This window comes from Pseudomonas sp. KBS0707 (genome assembly GCF_005937945.2).
In the GTDB taxonomy this organism is placed as follows: Bacteria; Pseudomonadota; Gammaproteobacteria; order Pseudomonadales; family Pseudomonadaceae; genus Aquipseudomonas; species Aquipseudomonas amygdali.
Genome location: NZ_CP041754.1, coordinates 3,267,610 through 3,291,362, shown reverse-complemented (window position 1 = coordinate 3,291,362; position 23,753 = coordinate 3,267,610). Strand labels below are relative to the sequence as shown.

The 23,753-nt window shown below is 62.2% G+C and carries 7 protein-coding genes; all 7 read right to left on the bottom strand.

The window, feature by feature from the left end; all coding sequences use genetic code 11:
• The 7 genes from FFH21_RS15415 to FFH21_RS15385 all read right to left on the bottom strand — a co-directional run bounded on the left by FFH21_RS15415 (position 1) and on the right by FFH21_RS15385 (position 23,723).
• Positions 1 to 1,083, bottom strand: coding sequence for a thiazolinyl imide reductase (locus FFH21_RS15415; RefSeq protein ID WP_004665559.1), 1,083 nt, complete (start codon positions 1,081 to 1,083; stop codon positions 1 to 3).
• A complete protein-coding gene (locus tag FFH21_RS15410) occupies positions 1,080 to 10,616 on the bottom strand; it encodes a type I polyketide synthase (protein ID WP_011168854.1) in 9,537 nt (3,178 codons plus the stop codon). The genes FFH21_RS15415 and FFH21_RS15410 overlap by 4 nt, the downstream gene beginning before the upstream one ends.
• Positions 10,603 to 11,829 carry an MFS transporter gene (locus tag FFH21_RS15405; RefSeq protein ID WP_011168853.1) on the bottom strand — a complete coding sequence of 409 codons (1,227 nt, stop codon included), beginning with the start codon at positions 11,827 to 11,829 and terminating at the stop codon, positions 10,603 to 10,605. The genes FFH21_RS15410 and FFH21_RS15405 overlap by 14 nt, the downstream gene beginning before the upstream one ends.
• A complete protein-coding gene (locus FFH21_RS15400; RefSeq protein ID WP_011168852.1) occupies positions 11,826 to 17,981 on the bottom strand; it encodes a non-ribosomal peptide synthetase in 6,156 nt (2,051 codons plus the stop codon). The genes FFH21_RS15405 and FFH21_RS15400 overlap by 4 nt, the downstream gene beginning before the upstream one ends.
• A gap of 61 nt (positions 17,982 to 18,042) precedes the next feature.
• Positions 18,043 to 19,788 carry an ABC transporter ATP-binding protein gene (locus FFH21_RS15395; protein ID WP_011168851.1) on the bottom strand — a complete coding sequence of 582 codons (1,746 nt, stop codon included), beginning with the start codon at positions 19,786 to 19,788 and terminating at the stop codon, positions 18,043 to 18,045.
• Positions 19,785 to 21,566, bottom strand: coding sequence for an ABC transporter ATP-binding protein (locus tag FFH21_RS15390; protein ID WP_011168850.1), 1,782 nt, complete (start codon positions 21,564 to 21,566; stop codon positions 19,785 to 19,787). The genes FFH21_RS15395 and FFH21_RS15390 overlap by 4 nt, the downstream gene beginning before the upstream one ends.
• A gap of 153 nt (positions 21,567 to 21,719) precedes the next feature.
• Positions 21,720 to 23,723 carry a TonB-dependent receptor gene (locus FFH21_RS15385; protein ID WP_041924575.1) on the bottom strand — a complete coding sequence of 668 codons (2,004 nt, stop codon included), beginning with the start codon at positions 23,721 to 23,723 and terminating at the stop codon, positions 21,720 to 21,722.
• Positions 23,724 to 23,753 lie beyond the last annotated feature (30 nt).

Genomic DNA, 23,753 nt, shown 5'->3' with positions numbered 1-23,753 from the left:
TCAACCCTCCGCCTGCAGTTGCCCGGCATCGATGACAGGCGGCGCACTGGCGGCGCGCTGCTCGGCAGGTCCGGCGCAGCGCAGGATGTCTTGCCATAGTCTGGCCAGGGCCAGCTGATAATCAGCCTGCAGGCCTTCGGTGCGGGGCTGACCCCGGAGGATTGTCAGCAGTTGTTGCAACAACCAGCCCACACCGGCAGGTCCTTCGATTTCATGGGCGCTACGCCAATGGATGGCTGCGGGGTGCAGCGGCATTGCGGTTGCTTGCTGCAGATAATCAGCCTTGCTGGTGTAGAGGGTCTGCCGATCATCGTCATGGGCCTCTGCGTACAGCGCGGGCGTCCAGTTGACCGGTCCATAGCTGGCGTCCAGCGACAGGTAGCCGCTGGGCCAGGCCAGACTCAGCTGGTGCATGACCAGACTGTGCAGGTCGGGATCATCGGTCGCCATCCAGCTTTGCAAGCGCAGCAGTACGCGGCTTTCCGGCAAGTTCAGCGACAGGGTATGAAAGTCATCGTCGCTGTCGAGCAGGCCGACGCTGGCCTGTGCGGCCAGATCACAGCCCAGTGCTTGAAACAGCAGGTCCAGGCCCGAGTAGAGCAACTGCCGACTGGTGGTCAGTTGCGCCAGATTGGTCCTGTGACCATCAAGCAGTTGCGATAGGCGTTGTGCCGCGCCTGTCCAGCAGCGACCCGCAGCGGTGTGCGGGTAGAAACTGTTGACGATGTACTGGCAGCCCATCTGTGTGGCCAGTTGCTGATGACGGAGTATTTCATCCGGGTGTACCGGGTGCTCTTGAATGATGTGCAGCCCGCGGCGCAGCAGGCTATCGGTCAATTGCCCACCGGCACCGCCGACCACCGTCGAGCGCACCACCACACAGGCAATGTCCAGATCGTCCGGCAATTGCTCGACATCGGTATACAGCGTTATGCCGAACGCATTGGCTAGCGCTTTGGCGCGCGGGCTGCCGTTGGCCAGCAGCCCGGCCAGCTGCAAGCCGGGCTGTTCGAGGAGAAAACTGTTGAGGTACAGCTCCCCGAACTTGGCTCCGACAACAAGAACCTTCAGTGGCATGTTCATGGATGACTCTCCTTGTTGGTGGCGGCCAGCCAGGCGCTGATCGCCGCGGCAGTACGTTGGACCTGATCCGTGTCTAGCAGCAGTTGCCAGTGATCGCAGGGCATCGATTCGCGATGTGCCCTCGCGGTCCACTCCTGCCAGTCCTGCTCGGCGGGCAGCCAATGCTGCGGACGGCCTTCGGCGCTCAGCCACAGGCAGGGCAGGTCCAGTTGTCGTGGTTGCGAGTGTCGCGTCAGCAGCGTCATCAGATGTTCGATGCGTTGCAGCCACTGTTCGGCCTGCTGTGGTCGGGGCGGGGTTTTCAGCACACCGGCCTGCGTGGCACTGCTCATGAACACGCTCAATTGTTCGGCAGGCGGCAACGCTTCCAGGTCGTCAGGCAGAGCGATGCGTTTCGCACCCTGAGCCATAAGGCGCAACAGCCCCGGACGATCATCGAACCGGAAGTCCGCGCGGCACACCGGATCAAGAAGTATCAAGCGAACCCGCTCACCCTGGCGCTGTAGCAGGCGCGCCGTTTCTTCTGCCAAAAAGCTGCCGTACGACCAGCCCAGCAGCACATAGGGCCCGTTGCGCTGTTGCCGACGAACTGCGTGCAGATACCGGGCGGCCAGCGCTTTCAGCGAATCAGTGCCCGACGTATTCGCGGCTTGCAGTCCGAACACCTGCATGTCCAGCGCCTTTGCCAGTGGCAGATAGGCGCTCACCTCGCCATCCGAGGCATGGAACACGAACAGCGATAGCTCGTTACGCCCTCTGGCCAGCGCCAGCGGGTTGTCATCGGTCTGCACGTTTTGATCAAGCAGGGTGGAGCAAAAATCACTCAACCGTGGGTTATCGAACAGGTTGCGCAGGCTGCTGCCGGAATGCCCCATACGGTTCAGACGGGCAATCATGCGCGTCGCAATCAGGCTGTCGCCGCCGCTGAGGAAAAAGTCGCTGTCGGCGTTGATGTCTTGCCCGAGCAGTTCCCGCCAGAGTTGCGAAACGGCATCCAGCAATGCCGGATCAACCTCCTTTAGCGGGGCGGATTCGCTGGTCTGTTGCGGGGTTTGTCTGGCCGCAGGCGCAGTAAACAATTGCTCCACCTGACGCAATGCCAGAGGCCATTGCGTCGAGTGTGGTTCCAGCTGTTCAGCCACTGCAGCCACGTCCAGGTGGCTGATACCTTCGGCCCGAGCGAGCATGAAGTGCTGACGCATGCTGTGGTCAGCTTCTTGCGGCCAGTTCATGACCCAACTGAAGCCCGACGCCTGCACGGCAGTGCGCCAGCGCGGCAGATCAAGCATGGCTTTGTCGTCTTCGCTGCGCTCGTCTTCAAAGTTGCTCAGCCCTTCGATGAAACCGATGCTCGCCAGTTGCAGCGCGCTGTCACGTTCGGTGGCCTCCAGCAGCAATAGATGGCCGCCGCTGCGCAACAAACGGTGCAGACGCTTCAGTGAACGTGTGACATGCGCGGCGTCGTGCATCACGTTGACCGCCACAATCAGGTCGTAGCCCTGCGCCGGGTGCTGTCTGAAATCCACCGGCTGGTTGACGTCGAGAATCGAGCAGGTCAGCTGCGGCCAGGCCACGAAGTTGTCTTGAGCCTGAGTGAGGAACAGGCTGGAAACATCCGTGAAGCGGTACTCACTCAGGTGGCCTTCAAGCATCGGCAACAGATGTCGGGTTGTCGCACCGGTGCCGGCACCGACCTCCAGCACTCGCAGGTCGCGCCGCGTGCCTGCCAGGGCTTTGGCAGTCTGTGCCAGTGCGCTGTTCAAGCAGTGCAGCACCGGGTTGTTGCTGTAGAGGGCCTTGACGACGGCGTCGCTATTGCCGAACAACAGGCTCAGCGGCGAACAATCACCGCGCAGCAGTTCTGCGTGCTGTTCGATACAGGCTTCCAGATACGTGCCCAGCGTCTGGCTCCACTCGGCGACAGGAAGCGTTTCGCCAGTGGCTTGAACAGGCTGAGCGGGCAGGGTCAGATAATGCTGGCCGTCCTGTTGTAAGTGGCCTTGCTGACAAAGCATCGCCAGCCACTGGCGCAGCAGGCCCGCAAATTGCGGCAACGCTCCCAGTCTTGTCATCACATGCGCCAGGTCATGGCGCTGCCCGGCTTCGCTGAACAACCCGTGTTTTTGCAGCGTGTTCAGAATGCCTTCGCGAGCAAGGCTTTCCAGCGCCTGCCAGGTCAGGTCGACTTCCTGACGTTGCGCGTCGCTCAGTTGCGGCAAATCGCTCAGGGGCAGGGGCAGGGGCAGGGGCTGAGCTGCGCAGGGGGTGTCATCGACGGCATTAGGCGGCTGGGCGACCAACTCGCCTAGCAGGGTGCGACTGTCGCAATCAACCCTGATACGTGCGGTCTGCACGCCCGGTGCACGACGTAGTTGCGCTTCAAGCCGTTGCGGGTCGAATTGCTCGCCGTCCAGATTCACCGTCCAGTCGTGGCGGGGCAACCCGGGACGACTGTCGAAGCCTTGCGGTTGGTCGGCCAGCGTTTGTAACAGGTCGCAATAGGTCTGAAACAGGCTGTCGATCAGGCCGTCGGCGAGCACGTCTTCCATGCAATACCAACTGAATACCAGCTCACCGTCGATTTCCATCACCTGATGGTCCAGCCAGACTTGCGGGGTTTGAGTGAAGACGTGAACCGGATCGCCGAGAGTGGAGGTCATAGCCTGATCGATGGCTTTGCCGTCCAGCGACATGCCGAGCATGCTGGTGAACACCACCGGCATGGCGGGTTGACGCGTCTGTCCCTGACGGCGACCGAGTTCGCGCATCAATTCCACGCCGTTCACGGCGGTGTGTGCCAGGCGTTGCCAGAGCCTCGCCTGTGTGCTGGTCATGACCTGCCCCGGGCTTTCACCGTGTCCCAGCTGGAAATCGATCAATAACACTGACGTGAAGTCACCGATCAGTTGCTGAACCTGCGGGTGCAGGGGCCGACGGTTGAAGTAGGTCAGGTTGAGGGTGAATTCCGGGGTACGGCTGACGCTTTCCAGCGTCTGTGCGAACAATGCCAGCAGCGCGGCAGAGGGTGTCACGGCCAGGCGCTGACAGTGCGCCTTAAAACGGTCCCATTGCGTCGCGCCGAGCTTGCCCTGAACGGTCCGGAAACGTGGCTGGCCCTTGGGCGGGCTGTCCGCCAGTGGCAACTGCGGGGCGCCAGGCAACTGTTCCAGCGTGTCCTGCCAGTAGCGCCAGGCTTGTCGCCATTGCAGGCTGTCGCGCTGCGCCAGGTCAGCCATCACGTAGTCGCGGAAGGTCAGCTCCAGCGGCTTGAGTGTCTGGCCGGCGTAGGCAGTGGCCAGATCGTCCATCATCACCTTGAAACTCTGCACGTCGAACAGCAGCAGGTCGAGGTTCATGTGCAGGCGGCAGTGCCCGGCGTCGAGCTCACTGACCGTCACTTCGAACAGCGGCCAGCAATCGGTGGGCAAGACGCGATAGGACATATCTTCACGAATGTCTTGCAAGCGTTGTTGCTGCTGATCCGGGGAGAGTTCGCGCAGGTCGTTGCGTGGCAGGCGATACCAGGGCGTGTCTTGCAGAATGCGTTGACGGCCGTCGCTGTCGATCACCATGCGCAGCATGTCATGGCGGGTGATCAGCGCGTTCCAGGCGTGCTCGAAACGGGTCAGGTCAAAATCGGCATACGCCTTGTCCCATTCGAACAGCACGTGGCAGGCCACGCCGCCGTAATCGATCAGGTCGGTACGGCCCAGCCAGTAGGCGTGCTGGATCGGCGTCAGCGGGAAAGGCTCGAAGCGGCCATCGGGCTGTGGCACGATCAGGTTGTCACTGGCGGCAACCGGCGTTTTACCTGCGCTGGACAATAACAGTGCGCTCAGGCCGCGAATGCTCAGGTCGCGATAGGCTTGCTCGGCATCCAGACGGATGCCCAATTGGCGCTGGATGTCGCTGCTCAGCTCAAGGAACAGTAACGAATCGAGGCCCAGTTGCATCAGGTCCTGATTCTGCGCGGGTGCAGCGTCAGGGCTCAGGCGCAACTGGCGGCAGATCGAAGCACTCAGCCACTGGCTGAGCGCCTGCTGATCGACCTGCTGATCACCGGTCATGGCGGGAGCGGGGAGGGCGCCGGTCCGGGAAGCGCTTTTTACGGGCGCACGGGTCTCGGGTTGCTGGATATGCTGCGTCAGCAGGCGACGGCTCGGGTCAATGCGCTCAGTGTCTACGCGCATCGCCAGATACCAAGGCGTACCGCGCATGACCGCTTGTTCCAGATGCCACAGGCCTTCGCCGGTGGCCAGCGTGCCCATGCCGCCTTGTGCCAATCGGGCATGCAATTGAGCGTCGGCGGCGCGTCCGGTTTCACCCCAGGCACCCCACGCAATACTGACCGTGTGCAGACGGGTGTCGACTCGCGATTCGGCCAGTCCATCCAGATAGGCACTGGCCAGCGCATGAGCCCCTTGACCCGCTGCGCCGAGACTGGCGGCGGCCGAGGAATACAGGAGCAGGTAGCGACCCTGATCAGCGAGCGCCGTTTGCAACTGGTGAGCTGCCGAGCATTTGACCTGCAGCAACGGTTGCATGCGCGCGGCGTCGAGATTGCTCAGCGGAGTGTCGTCCAGCAGCCCGGCGCAGTGAATCGCACCACTCAGGCCGCCATCGGCGCGCAGTGTGTCGAGGCAGGCCGCCAGCACCGCCTGATCGCTGATATCGCAGGCCATCCAGCGTATTTCACAACCATATTGCCGTTGCAGGGTATCGATCCATTGATCGCCCTCGGGCGGGCAGCGTGGTGCCATCAGGGCGATGCGCGACGCGCCCTGATCGGCCAGCCAATGGCTGCTCAGACGACCCAGACCGCCGAATGCGCCGGTTACGATATGCCAGCCGCTGTCCTTGAAGCGTTGTGCAGGCAGGCTGGCGCTGTGGTGAGGCTGCACGCTGAGCGTCTGTACCTGCGCTACGCCCTCGCGCACGGCAATCCAGCGTTCACCGCTTTGTGCAGCGCTCAAGCCCGCTAACAGGGCTTGCCAGTCAACGCTGGCGCCCTGCTTGCCGCCGTCAAGGTCAATGACTGCCAGGGCGCGTTGTGGCTGCTCGGCACAGGCAACCCGCAGCAACCCCCACAGTGCTCGATGCTCGGGACTTACAGCGTTATCGGCAACCAGTGACCAGGCGTTGCGGGTCACCACCAGCAGAGGCTGCCCGGTGTTGGCTTTCAATGCATCAAGCACCTGGCTGGCGACATCCGCCAGCGTGCCGTCTTGCACAATCAGCAGGCACGCCGAAGCCTGCGGGTCATGCTCCACGCCAACGGCGGCCAGCGCCGCCCGCACATTAGCCGGTTCGACGCGCAGCTTCGCCAAGGGTGCATCCTGCGCTTTCACAGCAGTCCATTGCCAATCGTAATGGGTGCCGGATGCAGTGCTCACTGCTGGCAATGTGGCGCGGCGCTCAGACCGGCTATCGGCACTGCCGAGCAGATGCCATTGTCCTTGAGCATCGCATTGTTTTAGCTCGACGCAGGCTATTCCAAATGGCTCGGCGCTCCAATGCAGGGCCAGACCGGTCAGGGTTTGAGGTAACGGCACATCGCGGGTGAACACGGGCGGGTGCCGAATATCTCCATGGCGCGCCGCCAGTTGCTCGCATGCTTGCTGCAAGCGCTTCTGCCAGCGCAGCGGCTGGCCTGCGCAATCTGTCCAGTCAGGTTGGTAAAGGTGCTCGCCCGGTTGCCTGCCCAATACCGCGCTGCCACTGTCGTGATCAATACTGAGCGGGGTTGGCGCAGCGTTAGCGGCCTGAGTGCGTGCCAGCAGGATGTGTTCGCTGATACCGGCGGTGGCGCTGCCATCGTCGGGCAGCCAGTCGAGGCGTTCAAACCCGCTTTCCAGGCATTGTCGCTGCCAGTGTTCGGTGGACAGGAATAGTTCACCACCACGCGCCTGCTCGTCATGCAGCGGCAACACCAACGGGCCGAAAACAAAATCGAACAGGCGCATCGGACGGGTGATTTCACGCATCAAAAGAGCGCCGCCCGGCTTGAGCAGCGGGCGCAGGTTTTGCAGGGTCTGGCCTACATGCTGGGTGGCATGGATCACGTTGGCGGCGACGATCAGGTCGTAGTGCCCGGTTTGAAAGCCTTGTTCGCTGGCTGGTTTTTGCAGGTCGAACTGCGCGTACTCGACAAAGTCGTACGCGCTGAACTTTTCTTCAGCGCGGCGGCTGAACAGCGCTGAAATATCCGTGAAGCAGTAACGTACATCGGTGACGTTGCTCAGTTCCGGCAGCAGCCAGGCGGTGGTGCCACCGGTCCCTCCACCGACTTCCAGAATCCGCAGCGGCCCGCGTCCGGCGTGCTGATGTTCGCGGATCAGACCATTGATCACGCCTGCTGCGATCTGATTGAAATAGCGCCCGAAGCTGAATTGCTGGTATAGCATCTCAACGCCGCTGGAGGCGCTTTCCGGGAAGATCACCGACACCGGCTCCACAGTGCCATTCATCATGGCGAAGAGTTGCTCGCCCGCCCGCTCGACGGTGTCGGCGATCACGTCCAGCCCTTCGCAGCAACTGCGCAGTTGCGCCAGCAACGCCGGGCGTTGCTCGTAGGGGATGGGCCGGGCGCTGCGGTAACGGCCGTGTTCAAGGGTGTAATAGCCATCCTCGACACAGGCATTGAGCAGGCGCACCAGCAGTTGCCGATGGCGCGGCAACAACCGGCCGCTACGCAGAATGCTCAGCGGCTCGACGCCTTGGTCGATGTTGTCTTGTACGCACTGGCGAACCATCTGGTCGACATAGATCGCATGCAGTTGGGTCACACATTGATACAGACGCTGCAGACGCGGCAGGTCCAGATGGGCGCCTTCCTGCAACGCGACCTTGCGACCGGCCTCGAGCAACAGATCCTGCGTCTGTGTGACTGGCTGCTGTGGGGCATCGCACCAGTAGCGCTGCTCGTCGAAAACATACAGCGGGGCATGGATGCGCTTGCCGACCGAGGGCAGCAGGGTCCGCCAGGGCAAGCTGGCACCGGCGGCAAACAGGCGCAGCAGGCTGTCCTGCAAGACGGCGGCTGCTGGCTTGTGGCGGCGGGCGCTGGCGATCCAGTGCACACCGGTCTGCTCCAGACGCGTGCCGATCCCGGTCAGTGGTGCATCGGCACCCAGTTCCAGCGCGATGTTCACGCCCGTTTGCAATGCGTGAGTCAGTGCCTGGTGATAGCGCACCGGCTTGCGCAGATGCCTGCGCCAGTAATCATCGTGTTCAAGTTCCGCCTGGCTCAGGGGGTGACCGGTCAGGGTCGAGATCAGCGGTATTTTCGGTGGCGCCGCACGCAGCGCCTTGCTGGCTTGCTGGAATTCATCGAGAATTGGCTCCAGCAAGCGTGAGTGCGCTGCACCGGCCACGCTCAGGCGATTGTGCCGCAGCTGTCGCTCTTGCAGCGCTTGCGCAAGTGTGTTGATTGCGTCACGGTCACCTGAGGCCACCAGATGCTGTTCGGCGTTGTACACGGCGATTTCCACGCCATGTTCAAACGCCAAAGGTTGCAGCGTTGCCGCATCGCAGAACACCGCCAGCATCGCACCTTGCGCTGCACACTGATTCATCAGCCGGCCACGGAGGATCACCAGCGGCAGGATGTCTTCCAGCCGATATATCCCGGCGATGACCACCGCGGCGAACTCACCCACCGAATGGCCGATCAACAGGTCAGGGGTGAGACCTGCCTCGCGCCAGTGAGCCGCCATGGCCACTTCGAAGGCAACGATGGCAGGCTGCGCGTAATCCATACGGTCGATCAGCCCTTCATGCTCGCCGAACATGACCGACTGCAGCGAGGGTTGCAGGTGGCCGGCGCAGGCTGCAAAGCTGCGGTCCAGACTTTCGCTGAAGGCTTTCGACTGACCGTAAAGGCTTTTACCCATTCCGGCCCACTGACTGCCTTGGCCACTACATAGCCATACCTGCGCGCCCTGGCTTGCCTGTCCTTCGTAAAGCAAGGCATCGCTGCCGCCTTGGGCGAACGCTTGCAGCGCCGGGGCGGTTTCTTCGTGCAACGGCACCGCCAGGCGAAACGGCAGGTCGAGTTGTCGGGCGTGCAGCGCCGTGTACGCAAGGTCGGCGCCAGTGTCTGTAATGTTTGCAGCGTGCAGGCGTTCGGCGTAAAGGCCCGCCAGTTGCCGCAATGAGTGCTGGCTGGCCGCGCTGATCAGCAGGGCACTCGCCTGCGCTGCCGGTCCTGGCGTGCGCAATGCGTCGGGCAGGGCTTCGACAATCATGTGGCAGTTGGTGCCACCAATGCCGAATGACGATACACCGGCGCGGCGCGGTCCTGCGGGCCACGGCTGATCTTGGGTCGGGACGTAAAACGGGCTGTGCTCCAGTTGCAGCGCCGGGTTGACTCGCTCGACATTTATGCTCGGCGGAATGCGCCCGTGGCTGACCGCCAGAACGGTCTTGATCAGGCTGGCGATGCCTGCGGCGGTATCCAGATGGCCAAGGTTGCCTTTCACCGAGCCCAGCGCACAGTCACCGATATCCGTGCGTTGCGCGAAGCTGGCGCGTAGTGCCTGAACCTCGATCGGGTCGCCCAGTGGCGTGCCCGTGCCATGCGCTTCGAGCATACCGATGCTGGTGCAATCAATGTCGGCCAGCAGCAGGGCGTCTTCAATGACTTCACGCTGACCGACCATCGAGGGCGCGGTATAGCCGACCTTGTGATGACCGTCGTTATTGATCGCGCTGCCACGCAACACGGCCAGCACCGGGTCGCCGTCGCGCAAGGCATCTTCCAGGCGCCGCAGGGTCACTGCACCGACGCCATTGCCGGCAAAAGTGCCCTGAGCACCGGCGTCAAACGGGCGACAGCGGCCGTCTGGCGAGAAAATCATCCCCGGTTGGTGCAGGTAACCAGCCTGTTGCGGGAACGACACAGCTACGCCGCCTGCCACGGCCATCTCGCATTCGCCGCTGCGCAGGCTTTCGCAGGCCATATGCACCGCCACCAGTGAACTGGAGCAGGCGGTCTGCACGCTCATGGCCGGGCCGCGCAGGTTGAGCTTGTAGGCGGCGCGGCTGGCCAGGTAATCCTTGTCGTTGCCCATCAGCGCTTGCAGGCCCTTGACCTGCGCCACTTCGGTGACGCGAATGTTATCCCGGCCCGGATAAGTGCTCATGCGTCCCGAGGCGAACACACCGGTTTTATGCGCTACCTCACGAGGCGCGAAACCGGCGTGTTCCAGTGCGTGCCAGACGGTTTGCAGGAACAGCCGCTGCTGCGGGTCGATGGATTCTGCCTCCTGACGCGAGTAACCGAACAGCGCAGCATCGAAGCGGTCCGGGTCGTCAACCACTGCGGCGATATTGACGAAATCCGGGTTATCGATCAGTTCCGCGGTCAGTCCTGCGGCCAGTAGTTCTTCGCGGCTGAAGTGGCGGCTGCACTCGCGACCGGCCAGCAAGTTTTGCCAGTACTGGGCGCTGTCGCGGGCCTCGGGAAAACGGCAAGCCAGGCCGATGACCGCGATGGGCTCGCTGGTGCCATAGGTTTCTTCAAGGGTGGGCATGGATGACCTCGTGTTCAGGTGTGGAAGACGGGCTGGCAGGCATGCTGCGCTCAAGGCGGCGACAGAGGCGCCAGGCTGGCCACAAACAGATGAAGGCGATGCTCGCGAGTACCGCGAGCAGCGGCGGATAGCCTAGGTAGTGAGCCGACTGCAGGGCCGCAATCGACGCCAGCATGGCAATTGCGGCATCGACCGACTGCAGCAGGGCGTAATCCGAGGCAGGCTGATGCGGGCGAACCACACCCATCAGCAGGTTGTAGAGGGTGACGAAACCAATCGCGGCGGCGATGTTGACCAGACCGAACAGCACCAGCCATGCGTCAAGGTCGTAGACGCGCGCGCCAAGCGCTGCCGCCAGAGCAATCAGCGCGTGCAGCAGCATGGCTGGCAGCAGACACCGCCAGGCACCGAAGCGCCGGGCCATCCAGCCGCCGAGCAGTACGCCGATGGCGCTGGCAACCGTGCTGTAAAGCGTCGAGGCCAGGCCCAGTTCGGCAAGGCCCAGGCCGCTGTCCATCAACAGCACGGTTTGTATCGCCATCAGGCCGCGCATCGCCAGGTAGTAAATGGCGGTCAGGCACAGGGCGGGCCACAGCGCGGTAAAGCTGCTGCGATCCAGTTTCGGCTTGACCGCCGGCTCGTCAATGCTGTTGCTGGCCGGTAGCAGCCCGACCGGCAGCAACAGCAGCAACGAGACCATCGACATACCTATGAAACCGGCGCGCCACCCCCAGTGTTCGGCCAGATACAGAAACACGAACGAGCCGAACACGATCCCGAGGTAGCTGCCACCCACCTGCGCGGTATTGGCAAACGGACGGCTGGCGGCGTCGCAGGTGGTGATCGTGATGCCGTCGGCGTAGATGTCATGGCTGGCGGACAGCAGTGCTAGCAGCATCAGCCCGACCATGATCGGATAGAGCGAGTGCTGCGGGGCCAGAAAGCTGATTACCAGCAGAGTCTGCGCCATGCCCAGTTGCAGCAGCACCAGGCTGCCCAGATAGTGATTACCGCGCAGTGCGAGGCTGTGACGCTCGCACCAGGGCGCCCAGAGAAACTTGCCTATCCAGGGCAGGAATGTCAGCGACAGCAGGCTGAGGCTGGCCAGGTCCAGCCCCTGATGGCGGAAATAGCCGACCACACCCTGCAACATCAGCGCGGTGAGCATGCCCTGATGCAGGTAGTAACACCAATACGGCAGGTAGCGGCTCATGAACCACCTCCGCTGCGCCGCAACCTTCTGGCGTTTCTCTGCACCAACCGGGTTTGCCGGGGTTGTTCCCGCGTATCGTTTGCCGGTTGCGTGTGGTTCAGGTGTTGCGCCAGCGCACGGGCATTCGGGTAGCCGAACAGATCGGTGGCCTGCAAATGACGATGGCCCTGCTGGGTCAGCTTCACATGCAGTTGCACCAGTTTCAGCGAGCTGGCGCCAGCGTCGAAAAAGTTCTGCCGACAGTCTTGCAGCTTCAGGCCGACGACCTCATGAAAGGCATGCCGGATCTGCTCGACGAGTTGTTCGTCGGCCGGTTGCCCAGGCTCGTGCTGCTGTGGCCTACTAGGCAGCGTTGCCACGCCAGCGTCAGGCTCTGCGGGGACAACCAACCGGGCCAAAGGCAAGACCCAGGCCTGGGGTTGCTCAGCCAGACGATTGAGCAGGGCAAGGTACTGATCGAACATGCTGCGCAAGACTTTAGGCTCAAACAGCGCCTCGACCGCATCCCAGTTCAGGCACAGGTCGCCTTCGGACTCGTACACTTGATGATCGAGCCAGACTTGCGGGGTTTGCGAGATTCCCCAGACCGGCTTGAGCCACGAGGACTGGGCCATGAAGCGGCCTTTGTCGAACCCCAGCGCACTGGTGAAGACCACCGGCATTTGCGCGGCAGCCATGCCGCGGCGGCTGGCCAGTTCTCGCATGACGCGGATTGCCGAGTGATCGCGCTGGGCCAGATCGCGCCATAGCCGCTGTTGCAAACGCTGGGCACTGCCGAGCCAGTCAGCAGAAGGTTGCCAGGCCAGAAGCAGTAATGAGGTGAAATCACCCAGTACCCGGTCGATATGCGGGTGCAGTGGCTGACGATCAAACAGAGTCAGGTTAAGGCTCAGCTCTTGCTCGCTGCTCCACGCCGACAGCACGGCGGAAAAAGCGCTGAGCAGCAGCCCCGACGGCGTCAACTGGTGCTGATGGGCCTGGGCTTTCAGGCTTTCCCAGCGCGCCGCCGGCAGGCGCTCGGCAAGGCGTACGAAGCGTGGCGTACCGGCGTCAGCCGGCTCGCAGCGCAGCGGCAGACGCGGCGCCGGCGGCAGGTCGTCGAGACGTCGCTGCCAGTACGCTTGAGCACCGGGCGAGGGCGGCTGGCTGGCGCGCAGGCATTGATAGTCACGGAAGCTGATATTGATCGGGTCCAGTACCTGTTCCGGGTGCAGGTACAGCGTTTCTAGCTCGGCCAGCAAAATCTGCATGCTCATGCCGTCGAGCAGCAAGTTGTCGAGGCTGACGAAAATCCGGCTGTGTGCGCTGCCGTCTTCGGCTATCTGTGCATCGAACAGCGGCCATTGCCCGGCATCGAGTACCTGATGAGAGAGCCGTTCGCGCAGTGCAAGTGCTTCCTTGCCATTCAGCGCGGACACCCGGTGGCGTCGAGGAATGAAAGCCGGGACCTGTTGCAGAACCTGCAACGCGCCGTCACGCACCACGGCACGCAGGATGTCGTGACGCTCGATGAGACGCTGCCAGGCATTTTGAAACAACTGAATATCAAGCCGTTCAACGCTGAACTCGACAAAAAAATGCGCGCCCACGCCGCCCAGCACGAAGCCGGGCTGACGTCCGACCAGATAAGCCTGCTGCACTTCGCTCAGGGCAAACGGTTGATAGCGGCCTGCCGGATCATGCTCAAGTCGTGCCGCTGGCGGCGCATCTTCCAGCAATGCTGCGGCAAAGGCATGTAGGCTCGGAAAGTTGAACAGATCATCGAGCCGGGCACGATAGCCGTGGCTGGCCAGTTCGCCGATCAGCCGGGTCGCCAGCAGGCTGTCGCCGCCAAGCTGGAAGAAGTGGCTGTGGCGATGCAATGCGCCGGTTTGCAGCAGCGCCTGCCAGAGTTGCGCAACCATCTGTTCGCGAGCGGTTTCAGGTGCCTGGCACTGCTCGGCATGTGCGCTGGACGGTTTGCACAACTGCGCCAGTGCCTGATGGTCGACCTTGCCGTTGGCGGTCAGCGGCAGCGCGTCGATAAAATACAGGCGCTGTGGAATCATGTAACCGGGCAATTCGTTGGCCAGCGCCTTTGTCAGTCGCGCAGGATCGGGGCGTTGCAGCACATCGGGGGCACGCAGGATAAGACGCTGCATGTCGCCCAGTCGATCCACTCCTTGGGCTGCCAAACCGGCCTGCGTCAGCAACGCCTGCCAATGCCCGCTGTCACGCAATTGTTCTGCAGCACTGTCGCCTTCGTTGAGCAGGTCGGCGCTGATCATGGCCAGCGCCGAGGCCTGTGCCAGTTCCAGCACACAGACCGCAGCACCGGGCGCGCATAGTTGTCTCCACTGCGTCAGTACCGCGTGCGGGGTTTCAAGGCGGTGCAGCTGGTTGTTGATCAGCAGCACGTCGGCGCTGTAGGCAAGCGCTTGGCGCTCGCTGTCGGTGTCGCGCCGCGCGCTGCCGTGCGCGAACCCGGCGAGGCGTTCGCGTGCCTTGAGGACCATTGCCTGTGAGGCATCCAGCGCGATGTATTGCAGCTGTGATGCATCTAGCCGTTCGAGTAAAAACAGTCCGGTCACGGCGCTGCGGGCGCTGGCTTCGATTAGACGCACCGGGCGTTGCAACAGACGACTCAGGTCGGCCAGCGACGTTGCCAGCGCGCTGAGGGTTTCTCGGCTGCCGCTAGCGTGCATCAACAACTGTTCTGGAGCCCAGTGCGGATGTTCGAGCAGAGTCTGAGGGCTGCGCTGACCGTGCAGTATTTCGCGCAGCGTGTCGTGGTGCGCATACAGGGCTTCTGTCAGCGCATACGCAGAATCGTGATGCGACGTTACCTTTGCGCTCGGGTGCTTGAGCTGCCATGTTCCCCTTGCATCGCGTTGCAGGCGGCCGTGCGTTGCGAGCCATGTCAACCAGCGGTCCAGCAGTGGTTGCCAGTGTGCCTGGCAGGCGTAGGTCTGCAGCACCGTTGCGGTGGTCACAGGGACGCTGAAATGTACGCCGTTGAATGCCAGATGCTGGAGCAGGAAATCGCCCAGCGAACTCTCCGCAGTATCTGTCGCTGCCGTTTCAGGCGTCAGCCAGTCGGCGTAGCTGGCCGGTGTACGGGGGTCGGCTTCGATGCTACTGCACAGGCTGGAACCCTGTGGCACGACAAAGGCCACCAGACTCTTTTCCCGTTCACCCGGCGCCATGCTGATGGCTGCCTTGACACCTTCCAGTCGGTTGAATGCCGCATCGATTTCACCCAGCTCGATACGATAGCCACCGACCTTGACCTGCTTGTCGCGGCGGCCGAGAAACTCAAGCGTACCGTCCGGCCAGTAACAGCCCATGTCGCCGGTGCGATACCAGCGTTCACCAGCCACTTCGACGAACTGCCGGGCACTGCGTTCGGGGTCATTGAAATAGCCTTGGGCAACACCTGTACCGCCGATCCACAGCTCACCGGCGACCCAGTCCGGGCAATCGCGCCCTGCTTCGTCGACCACGCGATAACGCTGGTTGGCCAGCGGCGTGCCATAGGGGATCGAGCGCCAGTGCGGCTCAACCCGGCTCACGGTGCAGATGTTGGACCAGATGGCCGCTTCCGTCGCACCGCCCATGGCGACAAACTGACCGTCGCTGCGGTACTGGTGATAGCGCTCCGGCAAGTCCAGCCCGATCCAGTCGCCGGACAGCATCACCAGCCTCAGGCCGGCCGGGCTATGCAGATCGAAGCCTTCGCTGTAGGTCAGCAGCATGTCCAGCAGGGCAGGCACGCTGTTCCACAGGGTGATGCCGTGTTCATCGATCAGCCTGCACCACAGCGCCGGGTCGCGCCGTTGCTGCTCGTTGACCAGCACCAGCGAAGCGCCTGCGCCGAGTACGCCGAAGATGTCATACACCGACAGGTCAAAATGCAGCGCAGATAGCGCCAGCACGCAGTCGTCGGGGCCGACGCCATGCCGCTGGCTGATGTCCATGCAGGTGTTCAGGGCGCTTTGATGGCTGATCACCACGCCCTTGGGTTCACCGGTCGAGCCTGAGGTGTAGATGATGTAGGCCGGTTGCTGTGCGCTGACCGCCACCTGATGCTGAAGCGGCTCGCTGCGGATTGCCTGCTGCCAGGTCAGGGCCTTGTCGATGTCGTGCTCGTCAGGCTCATCGGCGCTGGTCAGCACGCACTTCACCCCGGCACCTTTATAGATGCCGATACGCCGTGCCAAGGGCTGGTCCGGCGGTACTGGCACATAGATCGCGCCCGCCTTGAGAATGCCCAGCACGCTGACGATCTGGCCGATGTCCTTGGGCATGCTGACAGCAACCGTGTCGCCTGCTTCGACGCCCAGGGCCTGCAGGCAGCCGGCCAGCCGACTGGCTTGATCGGCCAGTTGGTCGAAGCTCAGACGCCGCTGATCCTGAATCACTGCGGTGGCCTGCGGGGCACGTTCGGCCTGGATGAAGATTGCATCGTGCAGCAAACCATCAGGAATGGCCTGCCCGGTAGCATTGACCTGTTCGCGAACGGCACGCTGGGCGAACGGCATCAGGTCCGACAAGGGGCTTGACCAGTGCGCAGGGTTTGCCACCAACGCCAGTACCTGTTCGAAATAGACGTCGAACAGCGTGTCGGTCAGCCCCTCGGGGAACAGCTGGTCATTGCTGTCCCATTGCAGATAAATCCGCCCCTGATGCTCGAAGGCCAGGTGGTCGATCCACACTTGCGGCGTCTGGGAAATGCCCCAGCCGGGTGCCCCCAACTTGTTCTCTGCCGCTTCGCCAAACAGCGGGCGGCCCAGGTTGCTGGTAAACACCAGTGGCGCACCGTGCGGGTGGCGCTGGCGTTTCTTCAGCTCGCGCAGCACCTCGACCCCCGACCACGCGCTGTGTTCGTGAACCTCGGCAAACGACTGCTGATTGGCCCTTGCCAGCTCGGCAAAGGATTGCCCATAGCAGATCACTGGCAGGGCCAGAATATTGGTGAAGTCGGCGATCATGCTGGCGACTGCCGGGTTCAAAGGCTGGCGGTCGAACAGGGTGAGGTTGAGCAAAAGCGCCTGTTGCCCGCTCCAGCGTCCCAGCACCGCACTGAACAGCGTTGCCAGCGCCATGGTCGGTGTTACACCGACCGCTCCCGCGTGCTCCTTGAAAGTCTGCCACTGTGCCGTGTCCAACTGGTCGCGACGGCGGCTGATACGAACCTTCTCGATGCGCTCAGGGTCCTGCGCCAGCGGCAGAATCGGTGCCAGGGGCAGGTCGTCCAGACGCGTCAGCCACCAGGCTCTGGCTTGCTCGATGCGCGCCTGATCATTGCGCTTCACCTGCGTTAGGTAACTGCAAAAATCGTAATCGATCGGTGAGGGCGGCAGCGGACGGTCTTCGATCAGCGCGATCAGTTCTTCAAACAACTGATTGAAGCTGGCGGCATCCGCGACCAGCAGGTCAATGTTGACAAACAGCCGGTTTTGCCCGTTTGGCAACAGGCAAAGCTGGAAATCGAAGGTTTCGCCATTTTCGACATCCAGGCGACGATGGCCCAGTTGATCGCGCAGATTCATCAGGCTTTGCTGGCGAAAGGCCTCATTAATGTCGCGCAGGTCATGAACCTTGAGGCCCGGCCATGCCGAGCGCGCTTGCCACTGCTGACGACCGTCGGCGAGAAAACGTGCCTTGAGCATCGGATGCCGTTCGATCAACCGATAGATCGCCGCTTCCAGCACTTGCGGTGTCAGGCCGTGGCCGTCGAATTCCTGATACAGATGACAGCCGACTCCACCCAACGGTTGTTCGCTGGAACGCCCCACCAGGTAGGCGTGCTGTACGCTGGTCAGAGCGAAGGGCTGGCCGTCAGTCATGAGCGGCAGCGTTTCATCTTTATCGACAGGCTCGACGATGTTGATCTGAACGGCTACGCTGCCAAGCAGTTGCTGCCAGCCCTGCAGCGTCGGCTGGTCATAGAGGTCTCTGAGGGTCACTTTGAAACCCATGCGGCGAAACCGGTTGAGCCAGGCCATCAGGTGCATCGAGTCCATGCCCAGTTTCAACAGGCTGGCGTTCTGTGTCAGTGACTCGGGGGGCAGACGCATTTGCCTGGCGATTTCCTCGCCCAGCAGGGCAGGGTCGAATGCTTCAGGTGGCGTACCGCGAGCAGTCGAGGCTTTTCTGGTCGATGTGTACATGGTGAGACTCCATCCAGACAAGTACTCGTGCCGCGCTCAACATGGCGCGGCGCAGGGGGGGTCAAGTGTGCAAGTGCCAGTTCCGTGCCTGGCTCTGCCGGTTCCACAGGCGGGCGTAGAGCCCTTGGCGCGCCAACAGCTCATCGTGGCGGCCCTGTTCTACGATGCGTCCGCGATCCATGACCAGAATCTGGTCGGCGTGCTGGATGTTGTGCAGACGATGGGCGATGACCAGTACCGTGCGATCACGCACCAGCGCATCCAGACCCCTTTGGATGGCGGCTTCCGAAGACGGATCGACGCTTGAGGTGGCTTCGTCGAGCAGCAGGATCGGGCTGTTCTTGAGCAGCGCCCGGGCGATGGAAAGGCGTTGCCGCTCACCTCCCGACAGCCAGCCGCCACCCTCGCCGATTCGCGTGGCATAGCCATCGGGCAGCGCCTCGATGAACGTGTGGGCGTGGGCTTGGCATGCTGCGTGAATGACCTCCTGCTCGCTTGCATCGGGCTTGCCGACCAGCAGGTTGTCGAGCACTGTGCCGGAGAACAGCGTGACGTCCTGAAAGACCATCGAGATGTGCTTTTGCAGGTAGTTGCTGTCGATATCGCGCGCCTCGATGCCGCCAATCCGTAACTGACCGCTGTCGATGTCCCAGAGTCGGGCGACCAGATGCGCCAGGGTACTTTTACCCGCGCCGCTGGGGCCGACCAGCGCTGTCAGGGTGCCAGCGGCAAGGTGACAGGAAAGCCCCTTGATAACCGGCGCTTCGCGTTCGGCGTAGCTGAAACGTACATTCCTGAGTTCGATATCGAAGTGCTCGGGGCTGCGCGGCCGGGCAGGCTCTGGCATCGGTTGCTGGTTCAGCAGCTGCTCGGTGCGCGATAGCGCGCGATGGCCGAAGCGCAACAGCAGAACCGAGAACCCCAGGTCGATGCTCTTGCGGTACAGCGGCCAGGCCAGCACGGTGAAGATAATCAGGTGCTGGATGCTCATCTGCCCGTTGAGCAGCAGGTCGCAACCCAGCAGAACCATAAGGATGAAGCCGGCCTCGATGACCAGGCCGAACAGACCGACCCATACTGCTGGTTTCAGTTCGATGCTGACCATGGCGCTGTGTTGCTCGTCCAGCGCTCGATTCAAGCGCTGCAAAGCGCTGCCGAAGCGGCCGAAGCTGCGGATCACCGCAATGCCCTGAATGTATTCCTGCAGCGCTGCCTGAGTGCGGTTGCTGGTGATCAGCATGTGATCGGCGTGCCGCAGCGTTTTGCGGATCGCCACATGGATCGCCAGCGCTGCCAGCGGCAGCATGACCAGCACCGTGCAGGCGAGGACGGGCTCCAGCCAGAACAGCAGCAGTAGAATAAACCCAAGCTCGGCCAGCGATAGGGCGAACACACCGAGAAAGTGCGACCACAGATGCTCGACCATGGCCAGATCGCTGGTCACCTGAGCGCTGATTTCGCCGCTGTTGGTGGTCGCGAACCAGCCGAGCGGAAGTTTCTGCAGATGGTCGACCAGACGCAGGCGGGCATTGGCCATCATCGCGTAGGCACCGGTGAATATCAGTGGTGTGCCAAGGGCTCCTACGGTGATTCGCGCTGCCAGACAGGCGAGCATGCCCAGCGCCAGCCAGACAACGCTCCAGCCCTGAAGCGTATCCTCGAACAGGCTTGCCAGCAGCCAGTACAGCAGCAGGTAAGGTGCAGCGCTGAGCAAACCTTCAAGTACCGCAAGGCGCAGCCCCTGATTCAGGCGTGGATCGCGTTGCCCTGCAAGGCGTTCGCCCGCGCGTATCAGACTGGAAATCATGCGGGTGCTCCACTGCTCAGTTGCCATTGGCGAATGCGGGTGTGGTCCTGCCAGAGTTGCCGGTACAGCTCGCAGCTTTCGAGCAATTGCTCATGGCGACCGATGCCGCGCACCCGGCCCTGATCGAGGACGACGATGCGCTGCGCCGCGATGACGGTGTGCAGGCGATGGGCGATCATCAGTACGGTTCGGCCCTGGCACAGGTTGGCCAGTGCTTGCTGAATCAGCACCTCGTTTTCACTGTCGGCGTAGGCAGTGGCTTCATCGAGAATCAGCACGGGAGCGTTCTTCAACAAGGCGCGGGCAATCGACAGGCGCTGGCGCTCGCCTCCGGACAGTTGCGCGCCGGCTTCGCCAATGGGTGTCTGGTAGCCCTGCGGCAGGCGTTCGATAAAGTCATGGGCGCACGCTGCACGTGCTGCGGCCTCGACACTTGCCAGATCGGCGTCGGGATTCGCCATACGCAGGTTGTCGAGCACCGACCCGTCAAACAGATGAACGTGCTGAAACACCGTCGCGACCCGGTCAAGCAGTGCATGCAGTGGCCAGTCGCGCAGTTCGGTGCCGCCCAGCGTGATGCTGCCACTGTCGGCATCGAACAAGCGGCTGACCAATTGCGCCAGCGTACTTTTGCCCGAACCGCTGGGGCCGACCAGCGCGGTCAACTGACCTGCCTGAGCGCTGAAACTGACCTGATCCAGAGCCTGTTTTGTGCCATAGGCGTGGCAGACGTTTTTCAGGCACAAGTCAAGCGGGGCGTCGGGGATCTGTGCATCGGTGTTGTCGCTCAGCGCCGGACTGAGCAGCACGTCGTTGATCCTCGCCAGAGCCGCGTTGCGCTGGACCTGATCACCGAGCATGTAGGTCAGGCGCAGCAGGGGCAACAGGGCAGCGGGTGCCAGCAGCAGAAACAGCAGCAGAGTATCCAGCGTGATGGTGCCATCCAGCAGCAACCAGGCCCCCAACGGCGCAATGATCATCAGGCTGGCACTCAGCAGCCCGGAAAATACCACCCAGAACAGCGAGCTCTTACGGGCAAAGCCGGCCACCCATTCTGCCGCGCCGTGTATATCGTTGCTCAGCGAGCCGAAGCGCAGGCTGGTCAGACCGAAGCTTTTGACCACCTGAATGCCTCGCAGGTACTCGCTGAAGCTCTGGGAAATGCGCTGTTGCATGCCTTGCCATTGCGTCATGCGTTCGGCCGAGCCTCTCACCATCAACATCTGCGCCAGAAACGCCAGCGGCAACGGGGCGACACAGGCCAGCGCCAGCCGCCAGTCGACGATGAACAGAACGATCAGCGTCAGCGGCGGCATGACCGCGGCACAAATCGAATCGGGCAGTGAATGAGCAAAGAACCCTTCAAGCGCGCCAACATCGTCACTCAATGTGCGCCGCAGATCGGTGCTGCTGTGCTGGCTGAAAAAACTCAGCGGCACTTCACCCAGATGGCGGGCAATCCGACTGCGCAACTGACGCAGCAGCTCGAATGCTGCCAGGTGTGCAGTCACATGGCTGAGGGTCATGGCCAACCAGCGCAGCAGCACCGCCGTCAATGCCCACAGCCCCCAGAGCAAAGCGGCATGTGCATCAGGCAAAGGGCTGAGCAATACCTGTGCGATCTTGTAGACGCACCATAGAGGTACAAGGCTCAGCAGTGTGGAAACCACAGCGCAACTGATCGCCAGGGCGAACATGCCCGGTGCCAGTTTCAACAACCCGGTGTGAGTCAGTGGTCGGGTTGTGGTCATGTCGACAGCATCATGATCGCGGGTCATTCAGCACTCCTTGGATATCCGTGCCTGTCATTTCGCCATGCAGCGGCTTAGGGGCGCCCTGAAGGACGACCGATGTTGTTGCCGATGAATGGAGCCACTGGCGTTCTTGAGGGCGGCTCATGCTGATGGCGCGAGCCGGCCGACGGGTTCAGGTCAAAAGGTGATTTTGGTACTCAGACCCAGTTCCCGGCCTTGTCCGGGCTGGCTGAACTGTGCGCCCCCGGAGAGGTAGGAATAGGTGCGGTAGTCCTTGTCGCCAAGGTTGTTGCCGTACAGCGCAAGCTCAAGATCATGTGTGGGCAGCCACGCCAGTCGGGCATCCACCAGGCTGTAGCCGCCCTGCGATACCTCGTTTTCGACGTCGAAATAGTGTTTGCCGGTGTAACTGATCCCGACACTGGGCCGCACTTCGCCTACTAACCCGTCAAAGTAAAAGCTGCGCTCGGCCGACGCGCGTAAGGTGCGTCCGGGCGTATACGTCAGCCTGTTGCCCTGGCGATCGGAGTCGAGCATGCGGTTACGGTTGACGGTGCCCGCCAGACGAATCAGGGTGGCTTCATCCGCATGCCAGTCCATCGACAGCTCTGCGCCTTCACTGCGGGCCTTGCCGATGTTACTCAGCGACTGCGTACCGGTGCCGGCGGCGCCGATGAATTGCTGCACGTCGTCGATGTCGATGCGGTACAGCGCGGCATTGAGCCACAGGTGCTGGTCCAGCAGGCTGGATTTGACGCCGATTTCCGTGTTCAGCGACTTCTCCGGGGAATACGCCACGGCATCGGGTGTGATGGCACCGATGCGGTTGTAACCACCGGCCTTGTAGCCCTTGCTGACCGATGCGTACAGGCGCGTGTCGGGGGTGGCCTGGAAGCCCAGCGCAACTTTGGGAGTGGTACTGGTGAACGTGTCGTTGCCGCTGTAGACAAACCCCGGCGTAAAGGCTGCGTCGACCTGGGTGTAATCGGTTTCGGCTTTCTCCACGCTGTGGCGTGCGCCTAGCGTCAGGTCCCAGCGCGGTGCAAGGTGCCAGGTAAACTCGCCGAACACGGCCTTCTCGGTGCTTTCAATACGGCTGTCGGCTGCGCCATAAACCCCGAACAGCGGTGCGCTGCGGTCAGGTTCGCGCTCTGAGTGGCTGCGGCTCTTTTGCCAGTACAGACCACCTACCGCATCCCACGCCCGGTCGTCCCCTTGGGTGGAAAGACGCAGCTCCTGGCTGACGGTGCGCTGGCTTTCGGGCCATTGAAAACCCAGATCGCCGTACACCCGCTCATGGCGATAGTTTTGCAAAGAGGTGATGGAGGTCAGTTTCAGTGCATCGTTGAGGTTCCAGTCCAGGATTGCACTGCTGGTTTCCACGCGCCGCACATAGACCGATTCCATCAGCGGCACGCTCGCCCGGCGCTTTTCATAGGTGGCGTCTGCCAGGTATTGCTCGTTATAGGAGGTCAGGCGATCCCGGGCATAAGCCAGCCTGAGGCTGAAGTCTTCATTGGGCTTGAAGGTCAGACCGACATTGCCGCCACCGTTGTCGCTGTCGCCGTGGTGTTCGCTACGGGTCAGCTCACCGTCGGTGTCGTCGTGATACACGGTGCCTTGAATGAACAATGTGTCGTTCGCCAGCGGTGTCGAGCCTGTCGCCGACACTTGTTGGTGCAGATTGCTGAAGCGGCTTTGCAGCGTGGCGGTCGGCGTGTTGTCCGGCTGACGGGTCAGTATATTCAGTGCCCCGGCATGGGCATTACGGCCGTAAAGCGTGCCTTGCGGGCCTTTGAGCAGTTCGATGTGTTCAATGTTGAGCAATTGCTGATTGAAGGTGCCCAGGTATTGCGGCACACCATCGACATAAATGCCTACGGGCGCGTTGTATGGGTCCGAAGACGAGACGCCGCGCAGGCTCAGGCTGGGAAATACGCCGGCACCCGTGTTGCGAATCATCAATTCCGGAAATACTCTCTCGAGATATCCGCTGTTATAGACATTGGCACGTTCCAGGTCCGCCTGATTTGCCACCGACAGCGCCAGGTCGGTCTGGTCCTGAGACTGCACACGCTTGCCAGCGGTAACCTGCATGTCCGGCAAGGTCATGACGTCGTCGGCCAGCGCCTGATGGGAGACTGCGAGCATGATTGCCAGGCTGAGTAGAGAACGTTGCATGAATAGACTCGGGTGAGAGGGAATGACCGC

What these genes read in the sequence shown, in the direction of transcription:
- FFH21_RS15400 (WP_011168852.1), bottom strand. Translation starts at nt 17,981, where the DNA reads ATGTACACATCGACCAGAAAAGCCTCGACTGCTCGCGGTACGCCACCT.
- FFH21_RS15415 (WP_004665559.1), bottom strand. Translation starts at nt 1,083, where the DNA reads ATGAACATGCCACTGAAGGTTCTTGTTGTCGGAGCCAAGTTCGGGGAG.
- FFH21_RS15395 (WP_011168851.1), bottom strand. Translation starts at nt 19,788, where the DNA reads ATGATTTCCAGTCTGATACGCGCGGGCGAACGCCTTGCAGGGCAACGC.
- FFH21_RS15385 (WP_041924575.1), bottom strand. Translation starts at nt 23,723, where the DNA reads ATGCAACGTTCTCTACTCAGCCTGGCAATCATGCTCGCAGTCTCCCAT.
- FFH21_RS15390 (WP_011168850.1), bottom strand. Translation starts at nt 21,566, where the DNA reads ATGACCCGCGATCATGATGCTGTCGACATGACCACAACCCGACCACTG.
- FFH21_RS15410 (WP_011168854.1), bottom strand. Translation starts at nt 10,616, where the DNA reads ATGCCCACCCTTGAAGAAACCTATGGCACCAGCGAGCCCATCGCGGTC.
- FFH21_RS15405 (WP_011168853.1), bottom strand. Translation starts at nt 11,829, where the DNA reads ATGAGCCGCTACCTGCCGTATTGGTGTTACTACCTGCATCAGGGCATG.